The 18,869-nt window shown below is 64.0% G+C and carries 20 protein-coding genes; 6 read left to right on the top strand and 14 right to left on the bottom strand.

The features are described 5' to 3' along the window. Positions 1 to 55: 55 nt before the first annotated feature. The 7 genes from der to ndk form a co-directional block, all read right to left on the bottom strand. On the bottom strand, positions 56 to 1,459 hold the full coding sequence (der, locus tag ABD024_RS07880; protein WP_343851343.1) for a ribosome biogenesis GTPase Der: 1,404 nt from the start codon (positions 1,457 to 1,459) through the stop codon (positions 56 to 58). Positions 1,460 to 1,481: 22 nt separating this feature from the next. Then, positions 1,482 to 2,678: an outer membrane protein assembly factor BamB gene (gene bamB, locus ABD024_RS07885; RefSeq protein ID WP_343851345.1), complete on the bottom strand. Its 1,197-nt coding sequence runs from the start codon at positions 2,676 to 2,678 to the stop codon at positions 1,482 to 1,484. Then, positions 2,675 to 3,325: a YfgM family protein gene (locus tag ABD024_RS07890; RefSeq protein WP_343851347.1), complete on the bottom strand. Its 651-nt coding sequence runs from the start codon at positions 3,323 to 3,325 to the stop codon at positions 2,675 to 2,677. Before ABD024_RS07890 ends, bamB begins: the two co-directional genes overlap by 4 nt. A 154-nt stretch (positions 3,326 to 3,479) precedes the next feature. Next, a complete protein-coding gene (locus ABD024_RS07895; protein ID WP_425543132.1) occupies positions 3,480 to 4,472 on the bottom strand; it encodes a helix-turn-helix domain-containing protein in 993 nt (330 codons plus the stop codon). After that, the gene (gene pilW / locus ABD024_RS07900) at positions 4,469 to 5,257 is read right to left on the bottom strand and encodes a type IV pilus biogenesis/stability protein PilW (protein ID WP_343851351.1); all 789 of its coding nucleotides are present in this window, start codon (positions 5,255 to 5,257) and stop codon (positions 4,469 to 4,471) included. The genes ABD024_RS07895 and pilW overlap by 4 nt, the downstream gene beginning before the upstream one ends. Beyond that, positions 5,247 to 6,377 carry a dual-specificity RNA methyltransferase RlmN gene (gene rlmN / locus ABD024_RS07905; RefSeq protein WP_343851353.1) on the bottom strand — a complete coding sequence of 377 codons (1,131 nt, stop codon included), beginning with the start codon at positions 6,375 to 6,377 and terminating at the stop codon, positions 5,247 to 5,249. Before rlmN ends, pilW begins: the two co-directional genes overlap by 11 nt. Positions 6,378 to 6,450: 73 nt before the next feature. Beyond that, positions 6,451 to 6,876, bottom strand: a complete 426-nt coding sequence (gene ndk, locus ABD024_RS07910; protein ID WP_343851355.1) for a nucleoside-diphosphate kinase — start codon at positions 6,874 to 6,876, stop codon at positions 6,451 to 6,453. A 190-nt stretch (positions 6,877 to 7,066) separates the two neighbouring features. On the opposite strand from ndk, the gene ABD024_RS07915 reads away from it, so the two are divergent. The 3 genes from ABD024_RS07915 to ABD024_RS07925 all read left to right on the top strand — a co-directional run bounded on the left by ABD024_RS07915 (position 7,067) and on the right by ABD024_RS07925 (position 11,521). After that, positions 7,067 to 7,732 (top strand): TetR/AcrR family transcriptional regulator, encoded by a 666-nt coding sequence (locus ABD024_RS07915; RefSeq protein WP_425543133.1) that lies wholly within the window; start codon positions 7,067 to 7,069, stop codon positions 7,730 to 7,732. Between the two features lie 28 nt (positions 7,733 to 7,760). Continuing rightward, the gene (locus tag ABD024_RS07920) at positions 7,761 to 10,148 is read left to right on the top strand and encodes a 3-hydroxyacyl-CoA dehydrogenase/enoyl-CoA hydratase family protein (protein WP_343851360.1); all 2,388 of its coding nucleotides are present in this window, start codon (positions 7,761 to 7,763) and stop codon (positions 10,146 to 10,148) included. A 167-nt stretch (positions 10,149 to 10,315) separates the two neighbouring features. After that, a complete protein-coding gene (locus ABD024_RS07925; RefSeq protein ID WP_343851362.1) occupies positions 10,316 to 11,521 on the top strand; it encodes an acetyl-CoA C-acyltransferase in 1,206 nt (401 codons plus the stop codon). A 195-nt stretch (positions 11,522 to 11,716) separates the two neighbouring features. Here ABD024_RS07925 and ABD024_RS07930 read toward each other — a convergent pair whose 3' ends face one another. Continuing rightward, positions 11,717 to 12,118 carry a carboxypeptidase-like regulatory domain-containing protein gene (locus tag ABD024_RS07930; RefSeq protein WP_343851364.1) on the bottom strand — a complete coding sequence of 134 codons (402 nt, stop codon included), beginning with the start codon at positions 12,116 to 12,118 and terminating at the stop codon, positions 11,717 to 11,719. 38 nt (positions 12,119 to 12,156) lie between these two features. Here ABD024_RS07930 and ABD024_RS07935 point away from each other — a divergent pair, with 38 nt between their 5' ends. Next, positions 12,157 to 12,288 carry a hypothetical protein gene (locus tag ABD024_RS07935; RefSeq protein WP_343851366.1) on the top strand — a complete coding sequence of 44 codons (132 nt, stop codon included), beginning with the start codon at positions 12,157 to 12,159 and terminating at the stop codon, positions 12,286 to 12,288. Between the two features lie 149 nt (positions 12,289 to 12,437). Here the strand turns inward: ABD024_RS07935 and ABD024_RS07940 are convergent, their stop codons facing one another. The 3 genes from ABD024_RS07940 to ABD024_RS07950 all read right to left on the bottom strand — a co-directional run bounded on the left by ABD024_RS07940 (position 12,438) and on the right by ABD024_RS07950 (position 15,349). Continuing rightward, complete coding sequence (locus tag ABD024_RS07940) at positions 12,438 to 13,535, bottom strand: hypothetical protein (protein ID WP_343851368.1); 1,098 nt, start codon at positions 13,533 to 13,535, stop codon at positions 12,438 to 12,440. Between the two features lie 184 nt (positions 13,536 to 13,719). Then, positions 13,720 to 14,229 carry a redoxin domain-containing protein gene (locus ABD024_RS07945; protein WP_343851370.1) on the bottom strand — a complete coding sequence of 170 codons (510 nt, stop codon included), beginning with the start codon at positions 14,227 to 14,229 and terminating at the stop codon, positions 13,720 to 13,722. Between the two features lie 133 nt (positions 14,230 to 14,362). Beyond that, positions 14,363 to 15,349 (bottom strand): virulence RhuM family protein/type II toxin-antitoxin system death-on-curing family toxin, encoded by a 987-nt coding sequence (locus ABD024_RS07950; protein ID WP_343851372.1) that lies wholly within the window; start codon positions 15,347 to 15,349, stop codon positions 14,363 to 14,365. Between the two features lie 237 nt (positions 15,350 to 15,586). Here ABD024_RS07950 and ABD024_RS07955 point away from each other — a divergent pair, with 237 nt between their 5' ends. Beyond that, positions 15,587 to 16,144, top strand: coding sequence for a cold shock domain-containing protein (locus ABD024_RS07955; protein ID WP_343851374.1), 558 nt, complete (start codon positions 15,587 to 15,589; stop codon positions 16,142 to 16,144). A gap of 227 nt (positions 16,145 to 16,371) precedes the next feature. Beyond that, positions 16,372 to 16,728 carry a cupin domain-containing protein gene (locus ABD024_RS07960; RefSeq protein WP_343851376.1) on the top strand — a complete coding sequence of 119 codons (357 nt, stop codon included), beginning with the start codon at positions 16,372 to 16,374 and terminating at the stop codon, positions 16,726 to 16,728. Positions 16,729 to 16,854: 126 nt separating this feature from the next. Here ABD024_RS07960 and ABD024_RS07965 read toward each other — a convergent pair whose 3' ends face one another. From ABD024_RS07965 to ABD024_RS07975, 3 genes are all read right to left on the bottom strand, one after another. Then, the gene (locus ABD024_RS07965) at positions 16,855 to 17,457 is read right to left on the bottom strand and encodes a hypothetical protein (RefSeq protein WP_343851378.1); all 603 of its coding nucleotides are present in this window, start codon (positions 17,455 to 17,457) and stop codon (positions 16,855 to 16,857) included. 93 nt (positions 17,458 to 17,550) lie between these two features. Next, on the bottom strand, positions 17,551 to 18,087 hold the full coding sequence (locus tag ABD024_RS07970) for a hypothetical protein (protein WP_343851380.1): 537 nt from the start codon (positions 18,085 to 18,087) through the stop codon (positions 17,551 to 17,553). A gap of 45 nt (positions 18,088 to 18,132) precedes the next feature. Further along, entirely contained in the window at positions 18,133 to 18,732 is a 600-nt protein-coding gene (locus tag ABD024_RS07975) for a hypothetical protein (protein WP_343851382.1), read from the bottom strand. Between the last annotated feature and the right edge of the window lie 137 nt (positions 18,733 to 18,869).

Below are 18,869 nucleotides of genomic sequence, written 5' to 3' on the forward strand. Positions count from 1 at the left end.
CCGGCGATCAGCTTGCTGCAGCCGGCGGTGTGTCGCCAGAAACCCGGACGCGTAGTCAGCGCGTACGCTTGATCAGGTCGCTGACCCGGCGCCTGGCCTTGTGCTGCTGTTCCTTGGTCAGCACCTTTTTGCGCCCGGCGTACGGGTTCTCGCCCTCGCGGAAGGCAATCCGGACCGGCGTGCCTTCCAGCTTGTAGCGCTTGCGGAAGAAATTCTCCAGATAGCGCTGGTACGCCGGCGCGATGTGCTTGGTGCGGGTACCGTGGATCACGATGGTCGGCGGGTTGGTGCCGCCCGGATGCGCGAAGCGCAGCTTCGGCGCGTGACCGTTCACCAGGGGCGGCTGGTAGCTCTCGTACGCCTTCTCCAGCGTCTTGGTGAGGTCGGAAGACACCAGCACCTTGGTCGCCGACGCATGCGCACGCACCACCGCACGCATCAGCTCGCGCAGGCCCGAGCCGTGCAGCGCGGAGATCTGCACCTGCTTCGCCCAATCGACGAACACCAGCCGGCGGTCCAGCGCGCGGCGGCATTCGTCGCGCTGGTACGAGTCCATGTCGTCCCACTTGTTGATCGCGATGACCAGCGCCCTGCCCTCGTCCATCGCATAACCGATCAGGGTGAGATCCTGGTCGGCCAGGTTTTCGCGGGCGTCGATCATCACCACCACGACCTGGGCGGCGGCGATCGACTGCAGTGTCTTGATGACGCTGAATTTCTCGACGGCTTCCTCGACCCGCGCCTTGCGCCGGATGCCGGCGGTGTCGATCAGCGTATAGCGCTTGCCGTCACGCTCCAGCGGCACCCGGATCGGGTCGCGGGTGGTACCGGCGACGTCGGAGACGATCAGCCGTTCCTCGCCCAGCAGGCGGTTGATCAGGGTCGACTTGCCGGCATTCGGACGGCCGACGATGGCCACCCGGATGCTGCCGTCCTCGCCTTCCGCCTCGGTGGTGCTTTCTTCGTCGGCTGGCAGCAGCGGCAGCAGGACCCGGATCAGGTCGTCGGTGCCGCGATTGTGCGCGGCCGACAACGGCAAGGTGGTGCCGACGCCGAACGCGGAGAATTCGGCCAGCACGGCCTGCTCGTCGAGACCGTCGGTCTTGTTGACCACGACGACGATCGGCTTGCCGCTGCGGCGCAGCTCGCCCAGGATCACGTAGTCCTGCGGCAGCAGGCCATCGCGGGCATCGACCACGAACACCAGAACGTTCGCTTCCGCGATCGCCAGGCGCACCTGCTTCGCGGTCAGCACGTCCATGGCTTCCTCGACACCGGACAAACCACCGGTATCGACCACCACGAACGGCCGCTCGCCGCTGCGGCAGACGCCGTAGTGACGATCGCGAGTAACGCCCGGCATGTCGGCCACCAAGGCGTCGCGGCTGCGCGTCAGCACATTGAAAAGGGTCGATTTACCGACATTCGGACGACCAACCAGTGCGACGACGGGCAACATGATGAGTACTTCGTTCCAGCAATCAGTGCGAGGACAGACGATAGGCGCCGATACGGCCCTCGACGTCCTCGACGTAGACGATGTCACCCACCACCAGTGGCTGGGCGCGGATCGCCTTCTTCGACAGCCGCTCGCGTGCGGCCAGCGCGCCGTCACTGGTCTGCAGCCAGTGCACGTAACCTTCCAGGTCGCCGACCACGACGTAGTCGCCCTGCACGGCCGGGCCGCTGAGCCAGCGGTACTTCAGCGCGTCGTTCTTCCACATGTCGGCGCCGCCATTCTTGTCGAATGCCCACACCACTGATTCGTCGTTGACGCCAAAGACCGCATTGGCACTGACCGCCAGCGATTCGAAACTGGAGAATGGATGCGTCCACAGCGGACGGCCGCTGGGGCCGTCAACCGCCGCCAGGTTGCCGTGGTATGCGGTGCCGTAGAGCGTGCTGCCGTCCAGCAGGATGGCGCCGTCGGCGTCGTTCAGGCGATCGATTTCGGTGCGGCCTTCGCCGCTGGCCAATTTCTGTTCCCACAGCTTTGTGCCGTTGTCCTGGCGCAATGCGACGAGCTTGCCGTCGTCACTGCCGAAGAACAGCACGCCGTTGGCTGCGAGCATCGGGCCATTGCCGCGCAGGCTGAGCAGCGGCACGCTGCCCTGGTCGTAGACCCAGCGACGTTGGCCGGTTGCCGCGTCCAGCGCGTAGACGCGACCATCGCCGGTACGGACCACGACCAGGTCGCCGACGATCACTGGCGAAGCCAGCACCTCACCGCTCACCTCGATATCCCAGCGCGGGCTGCCGTCTTTTGCATTTACGGCATAGACGTGGCCATCCAGCGTGCCGACGGCAAGCAGATCGCCACTGACCGCAGGGCCGCCGGCGTATTGGGCGTCCTTGCGTTTCTGGTCGCCCCAACCGAACCAGCCGTGGGTGCGCGAACTCTTCGACCACAGGCTCTTGCCGCTGCCGGCATCGATCGCGACCAGCTTGCCGTCGGTGCTGGCGGCATAGAGCACGCCGTCGACCACGGCCGGACGCAGACGCGCACCGCTGGTGCCTGCACCTTCACCTACGCTGGTGCGCCACAAACGGGTGACCTGCACGGTGGACTTGAAATCCTTGACCAGCGGGGTCGGCGGCTGGACGTTTTCCTTCTTGAACGAATGGCAACCGGCAAGGGTCACCAATGAAGCCAGCGTGATCAGTAAAAATCTTTTCATGCACCCTGCTTCCCGGCCACGGCCAAATCATCGAGTTTCATCTGCAAGGCACCGCGTTGCGGCGCTTCCTTGCCCATCGTCGACAAGGCCGCCTGATAGGCCTTGCGCGCTTCGTCCGGGCGTCCAAGCTTGACCAGCACATCACCGCGGAGTTCCTGCACCAGTCCCTGATAGCTGTCGGCCGGGATACGCTCGAGCGTGGCCAACGCCTCCTTGCCGTTGTCGCGGGCCAGTTCCACCTGCGCGATGCGCAGCAGGGTCAACGACTTCAACGCCGGGGCGGTGGCATGGCTCTCGGCCCACTTCAGCGATGCCTCGGCCTTGTCCAGTTGCTTGGCCTGCACCTGCTGCTTGGCGCGGTCGCTCACGGCAAACACGGTGAACGGCGACTTCGCGTAATCCTTCATCAGCTGGTCGGTCAGCTGCGAGGCGGCATCCGGCTTGCCGGACGCCTGCGCGATCTGCATCTGCTGGTAGAGCTGGGAGGCCTGGCTTTCATTGCGGGCCTGATGATTGCGCCATTGCTGCCAACCGAAAATGCCGACCAGGCCAATCACGATGCCGGCGATGATCGACACGCCGTTGTCGCGCAGCCACTTCTGGACCAGCTCGCTCTGTTCGTACTTGTCGTATTCTTCAAATGCCATGCAATCACCATTCAAAAGGCCGCGCGCCCGCAGACGCGTGCACAGGCCGGTGCGGTAAATAAAGGGAAAAGCCGGTCACGCCCGCTCGTTGCCGAGCGCACCAAGTGGGCAAGCATAACCGAAATGGGCCGCTCGCAGCGGCCACAAATGGCGATCAGAGGCTGGTTGCGGAGGCCGTGCCGTCCTGCGTCTGCATGCGGAAACGGGCGACGTTGGCGCGCCGGAAATCGTCCATGCCGATCGACTTGCCGTCGATGCTGACCTGCACACCGCTGGCATTGCCGATGCGTATATCCAGGGGCTGGTCGCTGCGATAGGTCTTGTTGCTGCCGGCTGAAAGCAGGCCGTATTCCAGACGCGTGCCATCGGCCTGAATGACCTCAACCCAACTGGCTGCAGAGACGCTGAGGCTCAGGCTGTGATCACCGGTGCCGGTATTCGCGACCGGTGCGAGCGGCTTGGCCGGCGACAGTCTGGCGCTTTCCAGGTTCGGGAAGGGCGCCATCGAGGCCAGTAGCGGCTGATCCTGTTCCTGCGGCGGCGTCGCCTTCGGCGGGGCCAGCGGAATCAGATCGCCGGCATGGCCGTCGGCAGCGGCGGTGCGGGTAGCGGGCGCATCCAGCTGGGCCACCGGGGCAGCATCCAGTGGGGCGAGATGGCTGAGGTCGCGATCCAGTGTGCCACGCACGCCCAGCCAGATCATCGGCACCACGATCACTGCGGTAAGCACGACGTAGGTGGCGGCGGTGGCGTAACGGTCCAGCAGGAAACGCGAATGCGAGATGCCGCCGGTGGCTATCAGCGGCGCTTCGATCTGCCTGATGCGATCGAGCTCGACCTGGATCGATGCCTCGTTGATGCCCAGGTGGCGGCCGTACTTGTTGATGTAGCTGCCCAGGTAGATCTTGGAGTCGATGCCGTCGTACTGGTCGCGTTCGAGTTGGCGCAGTACCCGGGCGGGCAACTTCAGCGTATGCGCGCAGGCTTCCAGGTCCAGGCCCTGGGCTTCACGTGCCGCATGCAGACGACTGCCGAAACTTACCGTGTGAGGGTTTGTCGACGGCACATCCATGTTGGGCAAATTGATACCGAACAGCCCGGGCTCGCTTGAGTCCTGTCCGGTCAGTTGAGGCTGCATGGAGGTCATGGGCTGACAGTTGTGTCTAGAGCGTGCGCCTGCTCCGAGTCCGGGAACTGGCTGAGCAATCGCTTGCTGTAAGTGAGGGCACCTTCCGGGTTGCCCAGACGGGTTTCGATATCGTGGCCTAGCTTGAGCGACGCGGCCGTTGGCTGGCCCAGCGCATCGAACCGCTGGATGAAAGCCCTGGCGCGAAATACATCCTTATTCAGATAAAGCGTATTGGCAAGCTGGAAGAGTGCCTCCGCATTTTTGGGATTTCTTGCGATGGCGTCACGAAAACTCGCTTCGGCCCCGGCGACGTCATTGGCGCGCAGCTGGCAGACGCCGGCATTGGTCAGCGCCACGTCGGGGGTCTGGTAGAACGGATCGGCGACGGCTTTCTGGAAATACTGGCTCGCCTCGGCGATCTTCCCGGTGTGGCACAGGAAGACGCCGAGATTGTTGTTCGGCGCGCCCTTGGCCGGTTCCAGCGCCACCGCCTTGCGGTAATGCAGCTCGGCTTCGGGCAGCTTGTTGATGCGTTCGTACAGCACCGCGATCACGGTATGCGCCGGCGCGTAGCCGGGGGCGAACTGCAGCGCCTTGGTCAGTTTTTCCAGCGCCGTCTGCAGGTCGCCGGCAGCCATGTAGCGCTGGCCCAGCTCGGTGTGGATCCGGGCGGCATCCTCGGCCTGGTCCGCCTTGCTGGACTGCGGCATGCTCTTGCCCAGCGAGCTGCTGTCGGTCCGCGTGGTGATGCAGCCGGCCAGCGGCAGCAGCAGGCAGAAGATCAGTACCCGATCAAATCGCATGCAATGTCCCCTCGTCCTGCCGTTTGCGTATGTCAGCACTGCGCCGGGTGCGATCGGTGACCTGCCCGGCCAACTGGCCGCAGGCAGCATCGATGTCGTCGCCGCGGGTACGCCGCAGCATGGTCAGCACCCCGGCATTCAGCAGCTGCGTCTGGAACGCGTGGATGTCGTCGGCGTCGGAGCGCTTGAACTGGGTGCCCGGGAAAGGATTGAACGGGATCAGGTTGACCTTGCACGTCGGCAGCTTGCGCATCAGCTTGATCAGCTGGCGGGCGTGCTCGGGCTGGTCGTTGATCCCCTTCATTAAGGTGTATTCGAAGGTGATCGAGGTGCGCGGCTTGCGCGCGACCCAGCGCTGGCATGCCGCCAGCAGCTCGGCGATCGGGTAACGCTTGTTGATCGGCATCAACTCGGTGCGCAGGTCGTCGTTGGCCGCATGCAGCGACACCGCCAGCGACACGTCGATCGCATCCGACAGCTGGTCGATCAGCGGCACCATGCCGGCGGTGGACAGCGTGACGCGCTTGGCCGCCAGGCCGAAGCCCAGGTCGTCGCGCATCAAGCGCATCGCCTTCAGCACGTTGTCGAAATTCGCCAGCGGCTCGCCCATGCCCATCATCACCACATTGGTGATGCGGCGGTTCTGGTGGGTGACATTGCCCAGATACTTCGCTGCCACCCACACTTGGCCGATGATCTCGGCGGTGGACAGGTTGCGGTTGAAACCCTGTGCGCCGGTCGAGCAGAAGCTGCAGTTCAGCGCGCAACCGATCTGTGAGGACACGCACAAAGTGCCGCGGGTCGGTTCGGGGATGTACACCGTCTCGATCGCGTTGCCGCTGTCCATGCCGAGCAGCCACTTGTGCGTACCGTCGGTGGCCACCTTGTCGAGCAGCGTCTTCGGCGCGCCGATGTAGCAGACCTCGGTGAGCTTGGCGCGCAGCGCCTTGCCCACGTCGGTCATGTTCTCGAAGTTGTCTTCCAGGTCGTGGTAGATCCACTTCATCACCTGCTCGGCGCGATACGGCTTCTCGCCGATCTGCGTGAAGAAATCACGCAGACCCTGACGATCGAAGTCGAGCAGATTGACTTTGGTGGAGCTGGCGACAACTTGGTTCAAGGGGCGGCTCTTGTGAAGAGTGCGGCCACGGATGGCCGCGTTGTGATCTTCGCGTTCAAGGATGAACGCATGGTTACCTGGACAGCACGTCCGTCGCAGCGAAGAAATAGGCAATCTCCACCTTGGCGGTTTCGACCGCATCGGAACCATGCACGGCATTGGCATCGATGGAGTCGGCGAAGTCGGCGCGGATCGTGCCCGGCGCGGCTTCCTTCGGGTTGGTGGCGCCCATCAGGTCGCGATGAGCCAGCACGGCGTTCTCGCCTTCCAGCGCGCTGATCATCACCGGGCCGGAGATCATGAACTCGACCAGTGCCTTGAAGAACGGGCGTTCACGGTGCACAGCATAGAAGCCTTCGGCTTCCTGGCGCGACAGCTGCTTCATGCGCGCGGCCACGACCTTCAGGCCGGCCTTCTCGAAACGGGCATAGATTTCACCGATGACGTTCTTGGCAACGGCGTCGGGCTTGATAATGGAAAGAGTGCGCTCCAGCGCCATACGGGTCTGCTCCGGGAAAAACGGATGGATAGGGAAAGGGATCATGGCCGGCCCCCAGGCCGGCGGAATCGACTAATTCCGACAAGGATTGCGGATTTAGCCCACGAAAGTTTGACAGATTCTAACTCATACGCAAGTAACCGGACATTTGCAACAAACGATCGTTTGACGGCCGCCGAGCTGTCCGCGTATGCTCAAACGATCGTTTGAACCGGCCTGCGGCCGATGGATGGTTCCGCCCGTGAACAGCTCCGGCTCAACCAAGGAACGGATACTCGGCGCCGCCGAGCTCCTGTTCGCCCGACGCGGCTTCGATGGTGCCTCGTTGCGCCAGCTGACCGCCGCCGCCGGGGTCAACCTGGCCGCCGTCAACTACCACTTCGGCTCCAAGGACAAACTGGTCGAGGAAGTGTTCCGGCGCCGGCTGGACGCGCTGAATGAACGCCGACTGGCTGCCCTGGCCATGATCGCCGGCGCCCCGGAAACCACCCTCGAGGACGTGCTGGAAGCGTTCATCCGCCCCGCCCTGGACCTGTCGCACGATGACAGCGGCGCCTTGTTCATGCGCGTGCTGGCGCGGGCGTTCGCCGAGCACGACGACACCCTGCGCCAGTTCCTGTCCGCGAACTACGGCCACGTGATGCGCCAGTTCACCGCCGAATTCGCCCGCCTGCTGCCGCAGCTGAGCAAGGAAGAGCTGTACTGGCGCATCGACCTGGTCACCGGCGCACTGACCCACGCGATGTCCGGCTTCGGCATGATCCAGCGCAAGAGCGACGTCAGCGAGCACACCCACCGCGAACAGACCGCGCAGCACCTGATCCGCTTTGCCGTCGCCGGCCTCAGTCACCCCTGACCCCCTTTTTGCACCCTCGGAGAAGCTAATGACCGCTGCATCCTCACCCACTTCAGCGCTGCGCATCCGCAAGGCCGCCGTGCTGGGCGCCGGTGTCATGGGCGCGCAGATCGCCGCGCACCTGACCAACGCCGGCGTCGAAACCGTGTTGTTCGATCTGCCCGCCAAAGAGGGCCCGAAGAGCGGCATCGCGCTGAAAGCGATCGCCAACCTGGCCAAGCTGTCGCCTGCCCCACTGGCCGACAAGAATCTGGCCGCGGCGATCATCCCGGCCAACTACGACGACGACCTCGACCACCTGAAGGACGTCGACTTGGTGATCGAGGCGATCGCCGAGCGGATGGACTGGAAGCTGGATCTGTACAAGAAGATCGCCGGCCATCTGTCGAAGACGGCAATCATCGCCTCCAACACCTCCGGCCTGTCGATCAACCAGCTGGCCGAGGCGCTGCCGGAAGAAATGCGCCACCGCTTCTCCGGCGTGCACTTCTTCAATCCGCCGCGCTACATGCACCTGGTCGAACTGATCCCGACCCGGCTCACCGACAAGAACGTGCTGGACGGCCTCGAAGCCTTCCTCGTCACCACCGTCGGCAAGGGCGTGGTGATCGCCAAGGACACTCCGAACTTCATCGGCAACCGCATCGGCGTGTTCTCGATGCTGGCCACCATGCATCACACCGAACAGTTCAAGCTCGGCTTCGACACCGTCGATGCGCTGACCGGTCCGGCCGTGGGTCGCCCGAAGAGCGCCACCTACCGCACCGCCGACGTGGTCGGCCTGGACACCATGGCCCACGTCATCAAGACCATGGCCGACACCCTGCCCGACGACCCCTGGCACCAGTATTTCAAGGCGCCCGTGTGGCTGACCGGCCTGATCGAAAAGGGCGCGCTGGGGCAGAAGACCGGCGGCGGCTTCTACAAGAAGGTCGGCAAGGACATCCAGGTGCTGGACGCGGCCAAGGGCGAGTTCCGCGCCTCCGAGCAGAAGCCGTCCGACGAGGTCGCCGCGATCCTGGCCATCAAGGACCCGGCCGAGAAATTCGGCAAGCTGCGTGCGTCGGCCGATCCGCAGGCCCAGTTCCTGTGGGCCAGCTTCCGCGACCTGTTCCACTACACCGCCTACCACCTGGTCGACATCGCCGACACCGCGCGCGATGTGGATTTCGCGATCCGCTGGGGCTACGGCTGGAAGCTCGGTCCGTTCGAGACCTGGCAGGCCGCCGGCTGGCAGCAGGTGGCTGGCTGGATCAACGAAGACATCGCCGCCGGCAAGGCCATGACCAAGGCCCCGCTGCCGGCGTGGGTCACCGACGGCCGCACCGGCGTGCACGGCAAGGCCGGCTCGTACTCGGCCAGCGCCAACGCCGACAAGCCGCGCTCGCAGCATCCCGTGTACAAGCGTCAGCTGTTCCCCGATCCGCTGCTTGGCGAAAAATTCGACCAGGGCAGCACCGTGTGGGAGAACGACGGCGTGCGCCTGTGGACGCTGGGCGACGATGGCATCGGCATCCTCTCGTTCAAGACCAAGATGAACACGGTCAACGACTTCGTGCTCGACGGCGTGCAGCACGCGATCAAGCTGGCCGAAGAAAAGCTCAAGGCCGTGGTGATCTGGCAGACCGGCGAGCCGTTCTCCGCCGGCGCGGATCTCAAGGGCGCGCTGGGCCTGCTGCAGGCCGGCAAGTTCGACGACTTCGAGAAGATGGTCGAGAACTTCCAGCGCACCAGCATGGCGATCAAGCACTCGCTGGTGCCGGTGGTGGTCGCCGTGCGCGGCATGGCCTTCGGCGGTGGCTGCGAGTTCCAGATGCACTCGGCGCGTACCGTCGCGGCGCTGGAAAGCTACATCGGCCTGGTCGAGGCCGGTGTCGGCCTGCTGCCGGCCGGCGGCGGCCTGCATGAGCTGGCCGTGCGCGCCGCCAAGGCCAACCCGGCCGATCCGTTCGAGGAATTGAAAAAGGTGTTCGAGACCGTGGCGATGGCCAAGGTGTCCGCCAGCGCGTTCGAGGCGAAGAACCTGGGCCTGCTGCGCGACAGCGACGTGGTCGTGTTCAACGCCTACGAACTGCTCTACGTCGCCAAGCAGGTCGCCAACGCCCTGGCCGAAAGCGGCTACCGCCCGCCGCTGCCGGCGCGTGCGATCCCGGTCGCCGGCGACGTGGGCACCGCCACCTTCCGTGCCTCGCTGGCCAATCTGCAGGCCGGCTACTTCGCCTCCGAGCACGACGTGGAAATCGCCAGGCGCATCGCCGACACCTTGTGTGGCGGCGTGATCGAACGCGGCTCGACGGTCGATGAGGAATGGCTGCTGGCGCTGGAGCGCAAGCATTTCGTGGAGCTGGCCAAGACCGAGAAAACCCAGGCCCGCATCGCCCACACCATGACTACCGGCAAGCCGCTCAGGAACTGATCCGCGCCCCGCCCCCAACTTTCAGAGGTAACCCGACTCCCTACGCCGCGTCATTCCCGCGAAAGCGGGAATCCATTTGGATCTCCGCACCGAAGCAAGATGGATTCCCGCTTTCGCGGGAATGACGACCGAAGAGATGGCAGGTTGCTCCATAAGGATTGAAGACCATGACCAAGCAAGTGCAAGACGCCTACATCGTCGCCGCCACCCGCACCCCGGTCGGCAAGGCGCCGCGCGGCGTATTCCGCCACACCCGCCCGGACGACATGCTCGCCCACGTGATCCGCAGCGTGATGTCGCAGTACCCGGGGATCGACCCGCACCAGATCGGCGACGTCATCATCGGCTGCGCCATGCCCGAGGCCGAGCAAGGCATGAACGTGGCGCGCATCGGCCTGCTGCTGGCCGGCCTGCCCGACACCGTGCCCGGCGTCACCGTCAACCGCTTCTGCTCATCTGGCCTGCAATCGGTGGCGATGGCGGCCGACCGCATCCGCCTCGGCGAGGAAGACCTGATGCTTGCCGGCGGCACCGAGAGCATGAGCATGGTGCCGATGATGGGCCACAAGGTCGCGATGAACCCGGGCATCTTCGACAACGAGCACATCGGCATCGCTTACGGTATGGGCATCACCGCCGAAAACGTGGCGAAAAAGTGGAAGGTGAGCCGCGAGCAGCAGGATGCGTTCTCGGTGGAAAGCCACCGCCGCGCGTTGGCCGCCCAGGCCGCCGGCGAGTTCAAGGACGAGATCACCCCGTTCCAGCTCGACGACCACTACCCCGACCTGGTCAGCCGCGGCACCAAGACCGACAGCCGTAGCATCGACATGGATGAAGGCCCGCGCGCCGGCACCACCGCCGAAGTGCTGGCCAAGCTGAAAACCGTGTTCCGCAACGGCCAGTTCGGCGGCAGCGTTACCGCTGGCAACTCCTCGCAGATGTCCGACGGTGCCGGTGCCGTGCTGCTGGCCAGCGAGAAGGCGATCAAGCAGTACAACCTGCAGCCGCTGGCCCGCTTCGTCGGCTTCTCCGTCGCCGGCGTACCGCCGGAAGTGATGGGCATCGGCCCGAAGGAAGCGATCCCCAAGGCGCTGCGCCAGACCGGCATCAGCCAGGACCAGCTCGACTGGATCGAGCTCAACGAAGCGTTCGCCGCCCAGGCGCTCGCCGTGATCGGCGACCTCGGCCTCGACCCGGCCAAGGTCAACCCGCTCGGCGGCGCCATCGCGCTGGGTCACCCGCTCGGCGCCACCGGTGCCGTGCGCATCGCCACGCTGGTGCACGGCATGCGTCGGCGCAAGCAGAAGTACGGCATGGTGACCATGTGCATCGGCACCGGCATGGGCGCAGCGGGAATTTTCGAAGCGCTCTGATTTCGCGCTCGTCATGCCGGCGAAGGTCGGCACCCGTGCCTTTCGCTGAAACAACAACGGCGCCGTAGCGATACGGCGCCGTTGTTGTTTCAGCAAAGCGAGGTTACTCAGGCTGGGGTAAGTATCGCGAAGCCAACAGCCCGGCCAACCCCGTGCTTCGCTGGCCCCAACCTGCCGGGCTCCGGTCACGGTGAATCACGGCTTGCTTGCAAGCCCTGCGCACTGGCCCTGGGCGCAATCGAAGTCGACCTTGATGCCGCGGCCCACGACGACCGGCACGTTCACGTGCTTGAGGACGGGGCGGCCGTTCTCTTCCAGTGTCACTGTGTAAACGCCGACCGGCAGCGGGCCGATGCTGTAGCGGCCTTTGGAATCCACCTGGGCCTGACGCTGGAGTCCGGACGTCGTGCTTTGCACCGAGATGGTGCCGCCTGCCGGCGCCTTTCCGAAGACATTACCCGCGGTGGCCTGCGCATGAATCGCGGCGGATCCTGCCGCGCCACACATGCCGATGACAGCCGCCATCGCCAGACTCCGGAGCGAGAAGCCGCGGCGATGCCGTGGACGGTTGCTTGAGGGGGAGCTGTTGTTGTTCATGGGGTTTTCCTGATTCCGTTTGAAAACGACTGTGGGGCATGAGCCTGCCAAACCGTTTGGCAATCCGCTCATGGGAAGTTCTGGACGATGTTGTCCGCCCGCCGAGCCTGGGGATGGCTGCGGCAGGCATCGTTTCGCTTTCCGTTCTCGGCCACCGGGTGAATGACTGACGCCACAAACCGAATGGCCGAGCGCAGCCTACGCGGGCGTCAGGTATCCATTGAAGGGTCAGAGGTCATTGGAGGTCGGAAGTCACGGACCCACAAAAGTCGGCGACTGCGCACACGTCTTCCCGCAGGGCCGGGCCGTGTGAACAGGCTCAGCCGTTTTTCGGCGACGGTTTGACCGGCCACGGCGCGGCGCGCCAGCAGGCGTTGTAGAACTCCTTGATGGCGTGCCGGGCGGGATAGAGCATGAAGGTGGCGCCGTAGCGGAAGGCGCTGCGCCGGCCGCCGACCCAGGCGCCGATGGAGCTCGACGAAAGCAGCCGGCCCAGCTCGGAAGGCGGATAAGGCCGGGTTATCACGACCGCTCCATCGACGACGCGGGCCGCACCGCGCGGCTCGACCAGCACTTCCTGGCGGTTGATCTCGAAATACGATTGCGTTTCGTGCGCCACGATCTGCCGGGCACGGGTTGCGCCCACCAGATCGTGCGCGGTGAGCGTCAGGCTGCCCGGCTTGCACTGCAGGACGAGCCGATGGCTGCCGTCGCGATCATCCTGATGCAGTTCCAGGAACGGCGCCGGTGGCAGCAGCCAGCTTTTCGTCTTGAGGGGGAGTCGGCCGTTGTTGGCCAGGCCGGCGACGGTCATCTGGTCCGCAGTCAGCCAGGTCGGCGTCTCGGTCGATGACGCCGGCGTCGGCGGGAGCGCGCCCAGATCGATGCCCATGCTCTCCAGATACGCGTCCGCCTCCTCGTTCGCCGACGGGGTCGGCGCGGTGTCCGCCGTCGGGTGACGGATCAGGCCGATGCGGTCGCCGCCCGTGGGAGCCCAGCGGTACAGGCCGCCGAAGTAGGCGTAGACACAGGCTCCGCTGCAGACGGCCGCCTTGATGCCCCGATACCCGCCACGGCCCTTGCGCCGCGGCGTTCCCAGATGCGTCGTCATCGAGCCGGCGCGGAACAACCGCCCCAGCGCCATGCCGGCAGCCAGCTCGCCCTGCGAGGAATTCAGATAGACATCGGACCCGGCGGGAATCTTCCCCGACTTCACCAACGCCTCGAACCGCTGCGGCGCATCGGCGTCGATCACGCCATACAGATAGATCTGCGGCGCCCCGGCCATGCTCACCGTCATGCGGTCGTCGTTGACCTGGATGGCCATCTGCGGCGGGATGGCGCTCGCGCTGCCACGCACCGTGGTGCCGTGGGCGCGCGCCGTGCCCGCCAGAGCGGTGCCGATGAGCAACAACAAACCGCAACCTGCAGCGTGGGTACGCGATCTGCTCCAACCGGGAGTGTTTTCGGATTTGCCGTGTCGCACTGCTGCTCCCGCAATTCAAAAGATGAAGTCTTATGGCCTCAAGATGTCTTGCAGGTGAACACGACGTCGTGGCTCTTGTCATTCCCGCGAGGCGCCCAGGCAAGCGCCGTCCGTATCAGGTTGATGGGTTCGCGCCGATCGTCCCTGTTTTCGCAGCATCGACCTCCCCCAACAACCTGCCCAGCGCCACGCCCAGCGCAAGATCATCCAGCACCCCGAAATGCTGCTCGCGCAGGCGCCCCTGCGCATCGATCAGCATGAGCGTGGGCGTGCCTTGCATCGCGTAGGCGCGCATCGTCAGCGGCAACGGGTCGCCGTCGGCGTACGCGTCCACGCCGACGGGAAACGCATAGCGGTATTCGTACAGAAACGCTTCCAGCGCTGCCGGTCCCTGCGCCTCGTGATGCTCGAACACCGTATGCAGCCCGATCACCGCCACACGGTCGGCAGGAAAGGTCTGCCGCACGCGCTGCATCTGCGGCAGCGCGTGCACCGCGCAACCCGGGCACAGCATCTGAAAAGCGTGCGCGACGACCACGCGGCCACGCAAATCGGCCAGGGTCAGCGGCGCACTGTTGAACCAGCGCGACACCCGCCACGGTGGCGCAAGCTGCCCTGTCGTCATGGTCCTTCTCCCGAAATCGAATGGTTCAAGTTTGTGCGTTCTGCGGGTGGTTCACAAACGCGGGCTTCATGCGTGTCGAAAACGCGGCGGGTAGCGCAGCACGATGCGCAGGATCTGAAAAGTCTGGCTGGTTTCAGGCCACTCGCGGCATTGCCAGCATGTTCATCACCAACCGAATCATGGTGTCCTTCTGTGCCGGGTCGGATTCGGCGACCAGCAAGGCCAACGCGGCCAGACCGATGTCGTTGATCACCGGTATACCGACCGCATCCAGCAGGCGACCATTGCGGTTGAGAAAGTCCACGAACAGAAATGCGCCGCTACGCTTGTTGCCATCGCTGAACGGGTGATTCTTGATCACGAAGTACAGAAGGTGCGCCGCCTTGGCCTCCACCGTGGGATAGGCTGGCTCACCAAACACGCTCTGATCCAGGTTGCCCATCAGCGCGTCGAACGCGTCTCCGCGCTCCTGTGCGAACAGTGCGGTGGCTTCGCCGCGAGCCATCAGATTGACCTTGAGGTCGGCCAGTGCAGCACGTGCTTCGGCCGTGGACGGCAACGTGCCACCGGGTTGCGCGGCCGGCTCGGCCAGCAAGCCCTCGTCGTAGCGCTGCAACAGCAGAAAGGTCTGCGCGTAGCGGCTGACGATATTCAGCAGTCCGCGACTGGTATCCAGCCGCAGCTCCGGGCTCTGTGCGGCCCGGCCCACCAGTTGCAGCATGGCCTTCAACTCGCGCGCATTGGCCTCGAATCGCTCGTCATTGCGGCGGGCGTTCAGATGCTCGCGCAGCACCTTGGTGGCCCACTGACGAAAGCGCGTACCTTGCACCGAGTTGACCCGATAACCCACCGACAGGATCGCATCGAGGTTGAAATACTCGACCTGATAGGTCTTGCCATCGGCGGCAGTTGTTGCATTTTTTGCAACAACTGAGGACCGCTCCAGCTCGCCATCCTTGAATACATTGCGAAGATGGCGGGAAATCACCGATTTGTCGCGGCCAAACAGTTCCGCAATCTGGTTCAAGGCCAGCCACAACGTATCGCCGCGCAGCTGCACTTCGACGCGCTGGCCGTCGGCAGACTGATAAAGCAGGATCTCGTTGTTGGTCTCGTTCACAGCTGGCCTCGGCGATGTGTCCGAGGATAGCCGGGAGAACACTGCGAGTCTGCCACTGCGCAACGGCCGAGGCACGCCAAGACGCTTACCGACATCTGCAGTCGGTCAGGTCGGTTCGCAGACGAAGGCCCTGGCGAGCAGGAACGGTGGCCCAGCCAGCTTGACGGCACCAACGTGGAGCCGGAACATTTCCGGCCAACGGCTCGCCGCGTACCACACAGCCAGGAAGCTCCGCTCATGCGCACCCATGGCACGTTGACCCAATGGAATGACGATCGCGGGTTCGGCTTCATCGAGCCGACGCATGGCACCGAGGAAATCTTCGTCCATGTTTCCGCCTTCCCGCGGGACGGCATCCATCCCCGCATCGGCGAGCTCGTCTCCTTCGAGATCGACCTGCGCGGCGACGGCAAGAAGCGCGCGTTACGCGTCATGCGCCCGGGCAGCCGGGCCACGCCACACCGCGCACGCCGCCCACCGTCTATGCCCACCCGGCAAAGCCCGTTGACCGCCGTGGTCAGCTTGCTGCTGCTCGCCGTCATCGGCTGGTATGGCTACTCACGGCTGGCGAAGGAGCGCACTCCACCCGCGACTCCGACACCGCACGCGATCCGGGCCATGCCCGTTGCGCCCGCGCAACCCTATGCCTGCGACGGCCGTACCCGGTGCTCTCAGATGACCTCATGCGCCGAAGCCACTTTCTTCATCAAGCAGTGCCCGGGCACGCAGATGGACGGCGATGGCGACGGGAGTCCCTGCGAAAGCCAGTGGTGCAACAGCGAGCGAGTCGATTGAACGCCTCTGGCCCGCAACGCCACCCGGCATGGATTGGGCGTACCCTGCCCCTTCGTGGCCGCGCTTCAGGGGCGCACTCGACGACTGCTGCACCGTGACCGCCAGGCGGTCACGGGCACGGCGCCAGGGCGGGATCTGCCACCGGAATACGCTCCGGAGAGATACATCCCGTCAACCTGACGCAGTCGAACGTCCGGAGGCCTCTGCGCCACCCAGTGGGAGACACCATGAAAAAGTCCTCTTTAGCTTTGGTTCTGGCCGTGGTTGCGCTGGCCGTGCCCTGCGCGTATGCCGCCGACGATCTTTGTGCCGTCGGGCCCACGCATTGCAAGATATTGAAGGAAGACGCCAAGGTTCGCGTCATCGACTACACCGCAAAAGCCGGCGACAAGGTCGGGATGCATACGCACCCTGCCCATGTCATCTATGTGCTCGAGGGCGGACGGACCAAGTTCACCCTGCCGGACGGGAGCACGACGGAACGCGATCTGAAACCCGGCGATGCGGTGATCAATCCAGCCGTCACGCACGCCACGGAGAACCTGTCGGATCTCCACGTGATCATCGTGGAGATGAAGCAATAGCGGTGTTGGGCCGATGGCGCACGGGGACTTCGAATCGCGCCTGTCGGTTTCATCGAGACTGGAAACGGAAACGGCGCTGTAGGGATACGGCGCCGTTCTTCATGGCCGAGCGGAATTGCAGTCGAGCTAGATGCCATCCGCGGCCGGCAAGGTCAGCTCGGCCCGCTGCTCGGCATCAGCCGTATTCCAGCGGCGCATGTAGTCGAGCTTCTTTGCGCGGATGTCCGCGGCGTGCTCGCGGTACCACGCTTCGGCGGCAGGCGTGACGCTAACCCAGGCGGTCTTGTCCATCCACTCGCGGAAATCGGACGACTGCATGCTGTACTTCGCACCAGCCTGGTTGTGGATCGGCAACAGCGAGAAGCGCGCCTTCCACACGCCCATGCGCGGACTGACCAGCGCGTAGTAGGTCTTGCCTGCGTCCAGATGCGCGACCATGAAGTCCGCGTTCTCGGCGATCACCATGAACAGGTGTTCCCCCGGATCGGCCTGGTAGGCGATCTTGGTCTTGCTCGACACGATGCCGATGAACTTGTCTTCCTTGTCGCTGGTGTCATACACCGACGACTGGATCGCCCCGCCGAGCGACGACGGCCGCATGAACACCACCAACGCCTTGCCCGGCTCGGGCTGCGGCGCCGAGCCGCCCGACTTCACCATCAACGACGACTGGCAGCCGGTCAGACCGGCCAGCAGCAGGATGGCCAAACTCCAACGAATCAAACGCATGGTTTCTTCCCCTGTGGTGGCACGACTAAGAAAAAATGTTTCTATAAGTGACTCTGACCCAGTTCCAGCCCAGTTCCAGATATTTCAAGCGGCCTATAGCGCAGCTCTCTTCACGACCTTTCTCTGCCCCTTTTTGTAATGCCTTTCATAAAAATTCGTGCCGGCTTCGTAATCGCGAATGTTTCCCGCTGCGATACCTATCCTCTTTTTTCGAGTGTTGAACTCCAACAACGGCCCCGCAGCGCGTATTAAGAGCGTTTCGATCTCTCGTTCGTGCTTTTTTTCTAGAACAACGTAAAAAGAAAAATATGTAAGTTCAAGTGTTTGTGATTTTCGACGCGCCTCAAGACGAGTGAAAATTCTCCCGCGACCGATGTAACGAGCAAACCCCATTGAGTCATGCGCAATATAGATACCTTGATCGGTAAAATCATTTTTACTCAAGTGTTTTTTTACCGAAGACAGTGATGCAAAGGGCAATTTTTCTCCAACGACCCTAAAAAGATGTTCCGCTTTGCCGGGATTTCCCTTGCCTCTTTTTAGATATCCATGACAGACTGTCCAACTATCATTAGAATAAACGCTTTTTACGACGACGGTCTTAGTTAGCGGTGATTTATTCTTTGCCATATAAATACCTCTATGCGTATTCGTGAAAACTGTGGGGAGTCAAGTTCATTTACTCTGCTGCGCTCTAAACACCCGCCTCACCTCCGGATCCAGCACGTCCACCCGCCGCTTCTGCTGAAACATCGCCCGCTCCCCTGCCCCGAGCTGACAGTTCCGCGACAACGTGTCGGCGCCTTCCGATGTCGTCGCCATCACGTCCTGCACGTTGACGACCACGCTCAGCGTGTCGCCTAGCGGTTCCAGGGCGAGGCAGATGTTGTCGATGGTGGCCATGCTGCGGTATTGACCGCCGCCGACCAGTACCAGCAGGTTGGCGTTGTCGATCCAGACGGCGGATTGCACGCCTTGCAGCGGGCGCACGGCGGCGCGGGCGGCTTCGGGGTCGATGCGGCGGGATGCGTCGGCCAGATGCATGTCGCGCATCAGGTTCTTGTGCATCGCGTTGATGTGCGCCTGCATGGCGCGCTGGTCGCCGCTCAGGCCCGCCACCTCGACGCCGGCGAGATGGCCGGCGGTGGTCAGCGGGTTCGTGCCCTGGCCGGCCTGTTGCGGTCGGCGCGTACTTGTTGTCGCTTCCCTGTCCGCGTTGCTACACCCTGTAGCGGCGACGCAGGTCACGGCGGCGGCGATCAGCCAGCGCTGCATGGTCATCCATTCCCCCCGGAATATCGGTCGAGCATAGCGCAGCGATAACGTGATGGCACTCGCGCCTTGCCGGCCACGCCCGATGCTTTCCGCTGCGCAGTCGTTGCGCGGGACTGCAGCGGCGGCTTCCGTAACCT

Origin of the sequence: Rhodanobacter soli (assembly GCF_039523495.1) — a bacterium.
GTDB classification, from domain to species: Bacteria; Pseudomonadota; Gammaproteobacteria; order Xanthomonadales; family Rhodanobacteraceae; genus Rhodanobacter; species Rhodanobacter soli.